The organism is Pontibacterium granulatum, from assembly GCF_029961155.1.
Taxonomy (GTDB): Bacteria; Pseudomonadota; Gammaproteobacteria; order Pseudomonadales; family Balneatricaceae; genus Pontibacterium; species Pontibacterium granulatum.
This window is the reverse complement of the sequence record NZ_JASBRH010000013.1, coordinates 115,972-124,201: the sequence shown is the minus strand read 5'-3', so window position 1 is coordinate 124,201 and position 8,230 is coordinate 115,972. Positions and strand designations below refer to the sequence as shown.

Below are 8,230 nucleotides of genomic sequence, written 5' to 3'. Positions count from 1 at the left end.
TTGACTGTCTCAGTGCGCTCAGTTGGGTGATGTTCATCAGCAATGGCCGCCCATGCTCGCAAGCGAGCGCGACCATCACTGATAAACCAAGGCGAGGAGGCAGACGGCATGGAAAAGGACATTTGGATACAGCTGTTGCTACCGATGGAACTACCGGAGTTCCCGAAACGGAAGAAACGCGGTGCTAAACGCAAACCGCGCGTGATTCCCGTAGCGGTACAACTGCCGTTGCCGTTTGTACTGCGGGAGTTGCTGTGCTGGCGACCTGGAAAGCGGTCCTTGCTGAAACGTGCCATTGCTTGGGTATCCGGTACTGTTCGAAAGCTGTTGGGCTTACATGTTCACGACTGAAAGCCTGTCGGTGATGACCGGCTTACGCGGTGCTATCGGCTCAGAAGATCGAATACGACGGGCCACCAATGGACGCACGAGAAATACGGCTTCGCCGCGCCGGAGGCGCAGGCCCGCAGCCCCGTAATCTTCTTGATAGCCGTAGGCCCGTACTTCGTCTTGGCTGAACTGGTCGATGCGGTCGCCGTTCTGGTAGACGGTGACGCGGTAGTAGAGGCTTTCCCGTCCAGGCACAAAGACGGCAGCAGCAAGGCGCACGTCATAGCCAGCGCTGAAGTAATGGCCGAGCGGATCGTCTGAGACGAGCAACGCGCTTTGAATGCTGGGTTTCGGTGACTCAACGGCGGGGGCTTGCACTGGCTCCGGCGTATTGGCTGTAAGCGCAGGTGCTAGACGATCAAAAGCGCTCGCATACTGAGTCGAATCAACATGCCCACGATCACCATCCCCACTAGGACGCCCAGCAACTTCAGCAGGACCTGGCCCAGTTTCTTCAACGTCCGTTGACACAATCGCGTTAAAAATCGGATTGCTTTCGAGGACATGATCGAGCGCATAAATGAAGTACCCGAGGCACCCGAGGAAAGCCGCTGTGAACATCTGTATCTTAGGGTCTCGATAAAGAGGCCGAGCTTCTGATGTCCCTTTAGCTTTTCCTGTCTTAGTGCTTTGATAACAGGCGAAGACTCTTTGGTCAGCCGTGTATCGTTGTGCGTCACCCAGGTAATGACTGAGTTGCTTACCGCTCGATTCTGCGTCATGGGGAAACTCCTTCCATTTATTTTTCCACTGCGGCAACAGAGAACCCAAGCCTCTGTGCCGATAAGCGATCTCAGCGACCAGCCGCACTTCGGGATGCACCTTGGCGATGTTGGGCGTGGTGCAGTAGATGTCCCAGTTGTAATGGCGGTGCTGGTCAAACGCGTTTTCGACGGTCTCGGGCCGTTCGTACTCACCGTCCCAAAGGGGGCAGTCGCGTTTGATGTCGTCTGCTGAGCGTTCTTCGCCGTCGTCGTCGGTGAGCTTCAGATCATACTTGTCCAACTTGGCGTCACGCTTCTTAGACCACACCCGTTGGGTCTCATCAATCGCGATCAATGCGCCGAGCGGTGCCCAATGAAAGAAGCGCGCCATGGCCTGAAAGCCTTTGTCCTTATCCGCTTCGACATAAATGATCTTGGCTTCGGGCGGGAGCTTGATCTCTAACGCTTGCTCGATACGTTCAAGCGACTGGAAACCACGAATGTTGGTCACAACCGTACGCCCCTCTTTCAGGGCGGGAATCATGGCGCGTTGAACGGTGCCGAAGGATTTAAAAGAACCCGGTGGGCCGTGATGGATAGCTGTGGTCATGCCATCATCCTCCATAGGAACTTGGTGAGGTGGGCGTTCAAAACGAGGTTAAGGGCTTCGGGGATTTTGTAGCGGGTGATAAAGCCCAAGAAGCCACTGTCCAGCTGACCCCAGTACTGGTTGATCAGGCCGGAAATATTGAGCTGGTCGAGCATGGCCTGACCGACACCCCACAGGAACACCAGCGCTGCGGCCTTTGCTTTGAAGTACCAGACCATGATCCATAGGGTGATCTGTGCAAATATCTCCTGCACGAATGTATAGGAGCCACTGACCAGGAAGTCATAGATTCCTTGGATTGCATCTAAAATATCGCCCATCGTTAAGCCCTCAAAATCACAAAGACGGCAATCAGTGCAGCAATCGCCATGACCAGCGCCGCCAGGTCGTATTGATCAAACAGTGAGAACCACCGTGTGATGCCGATGTTTCCCTCCACACCCCGGAACGACACAATGTAATCACTGGTTGAACCGCCGCCGGACAGGTTGAAGTTCAGCTTGGCGGTGGCTTGCGTTTTAATGTCTTCGAAGGTGTCCATGTACTCTTCTTTGGCATCCAGCACTTTCCCAGCGATGTCGCCAAATTCACCCTTGGCCGTTTTTTTGAAGTCGCCGATGCACTTATCCAGGAGCGGGTTGGTCTTACAGGTCTCTTCTTCCTGCTGCTGTTTGGCGGCATCGTCCCCGGTAACAGGGCCTTCCTCTTTGCTCTCTGAGACCTTCTCGCCCTGCGGGTTGTAGTCTTCCGTGGTGCGGGTCTGCTGGCTGGTCGTGCCCCCACCGGTTGCGGTCACGGTCACGCGTCCGGTTGAGTTATCGATGTTGTAGATGGTCTGCGGCGCTTGGGTGTAGCTGATGTTATTGGTGGTCTCGACGGTCTTTGAACCGTCTGCGTTGGTGGTGGTAACGGTGGTTTTGGTGTCGGTGCGGGTGATGCCGTTGGAGCGCGTCACCGTCGTAATCTCATCCTGCGTTTGAACAACGCTGCCGTCTCCTCGGGTTTCCGTGGTGGTGACGGTTTGGGTGGTCTGCGTGGTATCACCGACTTGTTCGGTAATCGGATCGGTCGAGGCGGTGGTGGTACGACTTTCGCGTGTATCGGTTGAGGCTTCCGTCTGTTCGTTCGGAACCTCTGGGAATTCTGGATCACCTGCAACACCTGACCACGGTTCATTTTCACCGGCTTCCCGGGCCTGACCCGATGCCACGTAGTTGTAGTAGCGAAAGCAGGAACCGGCCTTGGTGCATTTAACTTGTGAGTTCAGGTCAGTGCCGTACCCAGGTGCGCCGGGTTGCAGCATGGTCGGGCTGACATATTCACAGCCACCGGCAGATAAGACGCCGCCCAGGGTAAAGCCACCTTCGGGGAATTCCTCTTTAAACACGCCGTTCTCTATCGTGCCGTTAACCGCTGTGCCAACACGCTTAACGGTTCCCTCATCAGGGCAATCGACCGGCTGTTGACCACATGCCTCAATTAAAGACGGATTGTTTGTTGGCAAAGGATCAGGACAGATTTTCTTTTCGATGGTGGTACGTTTGCCACCGAGCCCTTGCAGGCTGTCACCCACACAGTCGTCCCTCGGATTTGCCGGTCCCGTACACTGGCTATCATGCTGGGTAGAGGAATACGGGTAGCATACAAACGCATCTGGATTGTATGGGCTATACGCCGCAGATACCGTTGAGTATCCCGCTGAGAAAACCGCACAGCCTTCCTCAGGCGTTCCCGCAGGTGGCGCATACCAACCGGACCAGTAAATCCCGTCATACGCCTGCGCAGGCAACGCCACCAACGCCCCACCGACGATCCCCAGCACCCAGATCAACCCTAAATCGATAACTCGTTTCACGACACACCCCAGAAATGAAAAAGGAGGCCGAAGCCCCCTTAGGTGATACGTCCGGTATACCAGCCGTATTTCCACGAGGAGAACCACGCTACAGCCAGAACAACGGAGGTAACCATCAGCGCATGGTTTTCAGCACGTAACCAAAGCCCGCCAGCAGCAGGGCCACACCGAAAATACCGGTAATGATCAAACCGACTGAGGTTTCGGTCTCACCATAAGCGGTAGAAATTGCGGTGTTCTGCTCAGCAGAGAGGGCCATTGCTTCGGTACCGACAAATGCCGCACCTACAGCCAGTGCAGTACCGGTGGCTTTTGCTACGGTCGCCCCCTTAGAACGCAGGGTTCCAAAAGCTTGGGCAGCACGATCTTTACGATCCATCAGGAATTTATTCATTTCCGTTTTACCTTTATTGACGCGCCGACATTCGACGCACTATCACACCGAGACCCCAACCCTTAGAAAAGAGCATGAGGCATCCCAAAAGAACGATCCCAAAGAGTTCAGGATCAAATACGAACAGCGTCTCCATTAACTGGTTAAACTGCTCGATTGCTGCCGCGAGTCGGTCCAGCGATGCAGGATCAAGACCGGCTTGCGGCGAATCTGAAATCACACCGCGGGCTTCGAGAATGGCGACCAACTCTGATTCGTTGTACAGCTCTAACGCCTCGGTACACTTAAAGCGTGTATTTCCCTTGTCGAAATACTCGGTTGCGCCGTTGCAGATCAGGTAGGTCGCCACGTTGATTGCCCTGGTGCTTACTTAGCCGGTGCAGTCTGTGCTGGCTTCTGAGCCGCTGGACGATCTACCGGCGTAGCGCTCAGCACGTACTGTTCGAGCTTGTCTTTGGAGCCCTGGCGGAATTCCACATTCAGTTCCATTTCGCCGGGGATGTTTCCGCGCAGCTGGTCGAGCACGTCAAAATCACCGCTCAGTTTCATGGGCGGTTTACCGAATTTGTCCTGCTCATCGACCATTGCGCCGACGCAGTAGAGGGTGGTTGCGGCGTAGCCGTTGTCCATCTTGAAACGCTTCGCTGCCAGTACTTGAACTTTCATTGATGCTTGCATGACTTTCACCTTTCTCAGCCGTTCATACGTGCTACCCGCTTGCGGCTGTGGCATCGCGGACACGTGATTAATTTCGAGTCGTATTCCTTGATCTGGAATGGGAAGAAACAATTGCGCGGTGGGCGCGCCGTTGGTTCTATCGGTGATACCAGCAACACGACCGGAATATCCTTTCCGCGAACGAGTGCGTTGATCTCACCTTTTGGCGTTGTAGATTCCCAAATATCAAATCCAAGGCAGTGTTGTAGTGCGTTGGCCTCTGCCTGAGAGAGCAGGGCGGTAGCACCGCCAGATAGCGCCTCTGCGATCTTGTCTAATGCGTGCAGGGCCAGCTGTTCTCGTTTGTTCAGTCTCATGGTTTCGCCCTCTTCAGTGACGGTTTGCGTAGTGCGCGGCGCGGTAGCTCCGACGGCAGCTGATGGGCAACAGAGCCGAACATGCTTTCGGAAGTGCGGAGCGGCTTTTTCTCCGGGCGTGGATTGCCCTTGGGTGTATTGTTCCCCCAGGACACCAAACACAGATGAACCGCCGAACTTTCGGAAACATGTGCAGGACGAACGCCGCGAGGGGTAACCCGTACAGCGCGGCTTTCGCGTGTGTAGTAGTGCAGAAACCCAACCAGCCCCACCTGTGCGGCGATGGTGCTGCGTTTAGCCAGTGGCCAGCGAAGTAGGGTGTACTCGCATTTCTGGCAGCACTCAGAGCCGTAGACGGTTGTGAGGTGGGTTTGTGTGGCCGGATCGGTGAATGCGATAAACGATTTCAAGCGACCGTCGTACGGTTGCCTGCATCGTGGGCAGTATTCACCAGGGGCCGCAGGGTGCAACAGACCAAACATGGTTAGTGCACCTTTGCCGAAGTAGGAGAACACCCGCGAGCCACGGCATAACAGCCCGCAGGTGTAGCGGAAGATACCGCCATAGTTGCTGATGTGTGGCCCGTTCTAGGGTTTGGGTATGAGAACAGGTCACGAATCAGCGAACCAAAACGCAAGACAGGGTGAGCTGCCTTGCGCCCCAAGCTGCTGTCCCCTGTAAGAGCAGCTTTACGGGAACTGATCTCTATCTCGCGGTGGGATGCAAAAGCCGCTAGGCGACGTTGTGCAGGGGTAAAGCCCGCGTGATAGGAGGTACGGTTGTGGCGTGCGTCGATTAGACGGATATACCGAACAAAGACAGGATCGACCAGGATGCCGAGAGGGCCGTTAATGGCCGCATCGGTATACAGATGATCGATGTCACGCATCGCCTGTGCCGTGATTACACGGGCTTTGCTGGCCTCGCGTAGTGCGTTGATGTAGTGCTGGCGATTCATGATTGGTTCTCCCGCATTTGGATTAACCACTCTTCGCCTTGATCACGAAGCCATTCCTGCAAGATGAACACGTTGATGAAAGAGCGTTTCGACTCAGTATCACAGTTCGAAAGCTTCACAACGGGGAGATAGCCCTTACCCACGTAATCACGAACGCTTTTGATAGAGACACCAACAGAATCAGCAAAGGCTTGCTGGTCCATGATCGGTGCGGATGGAATTGTTCCTTCAGATAACATGCCGTTTTCCTGTACTATGATTAATGCCAATCAATCAAACTACGGTTAAACTATATAACGCTAAATAATTAGACGTAAATAGTTTAACGATAATAAATCGTTATATGAAAGATAGAGTTCGAGAACTTATTGATATAAACGGGTCTTCAGAACGAAAGAAATACAAAGAATTTGAAGAACTTACCGGCATCAAGTCGGGGACATGGAAGAGTGTCTGTCACGGCGTACAAAGGGTTAATGAGGACCACATTAAGGCGATAGAAGAACACTGGCCTGAGTATGTGTTTTGGCTAGTGACTGGAAAAACTATGCCCGAAGTGGGTCAGACTTCACCTTCGGAAGCTGGTGAAACCGTTACCTTGAGAGAAGCGATCATTAGCATTCTTGATGCAAAGGATATGGAAGGGGTACTGTTAACCCCAGATCAAACCGCCGACCTAATCTTGGAACGGCTATCTAAACAAAGGAACGTAACTGCCTTAGAAGACTCCAAGGCAGTATAACTAGGAGAGCAGGGAATGCTTGTACTAACCATCAAGGAAGATCAGAACATCCGCATAGGAGACGATATCACCGTCTCCTTTCGTCATTATTAATACGTTGAATAGAGGAGGATTAGGAAAATTTCTTTAAATAAATGTCAGTACATTTCTAGCTTTCAGGCCCTGAACCAATATCCAATAGGCAACCATTTAAGTTTCAGTGCCGTATTCCTTCTCTACAAAGCTTTCAGTGGCCTGTTGCAACTCTAAAAATAACGCATGATATGAATCTTTTAGAGCTCTAACAAAGCTGTAATCCAGGTTGCAACTTTTATGCAAATAGATAGACCTTATTTCTGAAAAAGTACACAGGTCAGAAATTGATTTAGCTATATGCGCAATTTTAACAGCATTTAATCGCTCAGCTTCTCGTTGAGAACGCTCCCAAATCATTCCTACACCGTCACCGTCCTTGTGAATTAAATGGCTACTCATTCCATAATCGTGGGCTAAATGGGCCAAATACTCTAAGCCTTCCTCACTATCATTTGCGTAGTTTTTGATGATTTGACTGAAAGACCACTTTTGCTCCAAAAGCTTTCGTTCTTTAGTATTGCTGCCCGCTCTGTATGCTTCAATCTCAGAGTCGCTTAACACAAGATCTCTAATAGCTTGCCACTCCAAAGAATCGCTTTCCTCTATATCAAGCAGAAATGACTCGGCTCTTGAGCTCCTTTTAATTGCAGCGTAGTTTGGAAGCCGTTCCCAGTACTCTATTGATCTGGTGAGCTTTTCGCCGTCATTGCCTTGAAGCATATATATATATTTAACCGTGCCCTCAATAACTGATCTGCTTATTATGTCTGCATCCCATTCACGGCCTTCTCTTAGTAGGATTAGTGAGCTTTCACTACTGAAGTGACATGATAAGTAAAGCTGCGTGCTAACAAAGCGAACCTGTGGATGGAGACCGTCATAGTCTTTGTCCAATAGCGCCTTGCAGTTGTCAAAGTGTTCACCGATGAAATGGCTTGCTAGCGAAGTCCATTTTTCAAGCTGATATTTCATTTGATGACCTTAATGGTAAAGGTGGATTATAGCCGGAGACTAGTTCTTTATTGTGTCCTTGTGTAAGTACTCTTGTGCTTTGTTTATGAATTCTTCACACCCTTGCTCTAAGCTTATATAAATTTTGCTGATCTGGTGTTCTTTATGCGAGTTCTGTTCATCACTCCTGTCGTTGTATGATTTTGCGTACGTATTGCAGGCGGATGTGAACATTCCTATATTGCGTTTTTGATCGTGTAGTAGTCCAAATATACTTTGAGGAATTAAAGCTCTCTCGTCGAAAAGTATCTCTTCAATTGCTTCATAATAGTTAAGCATTGCTTTAATCTGGTTTCGTTCGTTTCTTCTTTTGTGGGCTAGTATTCTCGGGTTTTTGGCTATAGTCCTTGCTGCATTCTTGGCCCTATATGTAAGTGATACAGTTATCTTTAACGTACCATAAATCTCGTCATAAATAGCTGCCTGTCGGCGAAAGCCTTCTGCAACCTCTGCTTTA

Annotated in this window: 14 protein-coding genes; 3 read left to right on the top strand and 11 right to left on the bottom strand. The window is 51.3% G+C overall.

What is annotated here, in order from left to right; genetic code table 11:
- Positions 1-108 precede the first annotated feature (108 nt).
- On the top strand, positions 109-351 hold the full coding sequence (locus QKW35_RS13580) for a hypothetical protein (protein WP_282353869.1): 243 nt from the start codon (positions 109-111) through the stop codon (positions 349-351).
- Here the strand turns inward: QKW35_RS13580 and QKW35_RS13575 are convergent.
- From QKW35_RS13575 to QKW35_RS13530, 10 genes are all read right to left on the bottom strand, one after another.
- Positions 334-1,704: a zonular occludens toxin family protein gene (locus tag QKW35_RS13575; protein WP_282353867.1), complete on the bottom strand. Its 1,371-nt coding sequence runs from the start codon at positions 1,702-1,704 to the stop codon at positions 334-336. The genes QKW35_RS13580 and QKW35_RS13575 overlap by 18 nt on opposite strands.
- Entirely contained in the window at positions 1,701-2,024 is a 324-nt protein-coding gene (locus QKW35_RS13570) for a DUF2523 family protein (RefSeq protein ID WP_282353866.1), read from the bottom strand. Before QKW35_RS13570 ends, QKW35_RS13575 begins: the two co-directional genes overlap by 4 nt.
- A 2-nt stretch (positions 2,025-2,026) precedes the next feature.
- The gene (locus QKW35_RS13565) at positions 2,027-3,559 is read right to left on the bottom strand and encodes a hypothetical protein (RefSeq protein ID WP_282353865.1); all 1,533 of its coding nucleotides are present in this window, start codon (positions 3,557-3,559) and stop codon (positions 2,027-2,029) included.
- Positions 3,560-3,674: 115 nt separating this feature from the next.
- Entirely contained in the window at positions 3,675-3,953 is a 279-nt protein-coding gene (locus QKW35_RS13560; RefSeq protein ID WP_282353864.1) for a hypothetical protein, read from the bottom strand.
- A gap of 13 nt (positions 3,954-3,966) precedes the next feature.
- Entirely contained in the window at positions 3,967-4,302 is a 336-nt protein-coding gene (locus QKW35_RS13555; protein ID WP_282353863.1) for a hypothetical protein, read from the bottom strand.
- 17 nt (positions 4,303-4,319) lie between these two features.
- On the bottom strand, positions 4,320-4,631 hold the full coding sequence (locus QKW35_RS13550) for a hypothetical protein (protein WP_282353862.1): 312 nt from the start codon (positions 4,629-4,631) through the stop codon (positions 4,320-4,322).
- A 14-nt stretch (positions 4,632-4,645) separates the two neighbouring features.
- Entirely contained in the window at positions 4,646-4,987 is a 342-nt protein-coding gene (locus QKW35_RS13545) for a hypothetical protein (RefSeq protein ID WP_282353861.1), read from the bottom strand.
- Positions 4,984-5,469, bottom strand: coding sequence for a hypothetical protein (locus QKW35_RS13540; protein WP_282353859.1), 486 nt, complete (start codon positions 5,467-5,469; stop codon positions 4,984-4,986). Before QKW35_RS13540 ends, QKW35_RS13545 begins: the two co-directional genes overlap by 4 nt.
- Before the next feature lie 2 nt (positions 5,470-5,471).
- On the bottom strand, positions 5,472-5,945 hold the full coding sequence (locus tag QKW35_RS13535; protein ID WP_282353858.1) for a hypothetical protein: 474 nt from the start codon (positions 5,943-5,945) through the stop codon (positions 5,472-5,474).
- A complete protein-coding gene (locus QKW35_RS13530; RefSeq protein ID WP_282353856.1) occupies positions 5,942-6,184 on the bottom strand; it encodes a hypothetical protein in 243 nt (80 codons plus the stop codon). Before QKW35_RS13530 ends, QKW35_RS13535 begins: the two co-directional genes overlap by 4 nt.
- Positions 6,185-6,288: 104 nt before the next feature.
- Here QKW35_RS13530 and QKW35_RS13525 point away from each other — a divergent pair, with 104 nt between their 5' ends.
- Positions 6,289-6,687, top strand: coding sequence for a hypothetical protein (locus QKW35_RS13525; RefSeq protein WP_282353855.1), 399 nt, complete (start codon positions 6,289-6,291; stop codon positions 6,685-6,687).
- 15 nt (positions 6,688-6,702) lie between these two features.
- Positions 6,703-6,780: a carbon storage regulator gene (locus QKW35_RS21340; protein ID WP_425608005.1), complete on the top strand. Its 78-nt coding sequence runs from the start codon at positions 6,703-6,705 to the stop codon at positions 6,778-6,780.
- Positions 6,781-6,876: 96 nt separating this feature from the next.
- On the opposite strand, the gene QKW35_RS13520 is transcribed toward QKW35_RS21340, so the two are convergent.
- Positions 6,877-7,734: a DUF5677 domain-containing protein gene (locus tag QKW35_RS13520; protein WP_282353854.1), complete on the bottom strand. Its 858-nt coding sequence runs from the start codon at positions 7,732-7,734 to the stop codon at positions 6,877-6,879.
- Positions 7,735-8,230: the final 496 nt, after the last annotated feature.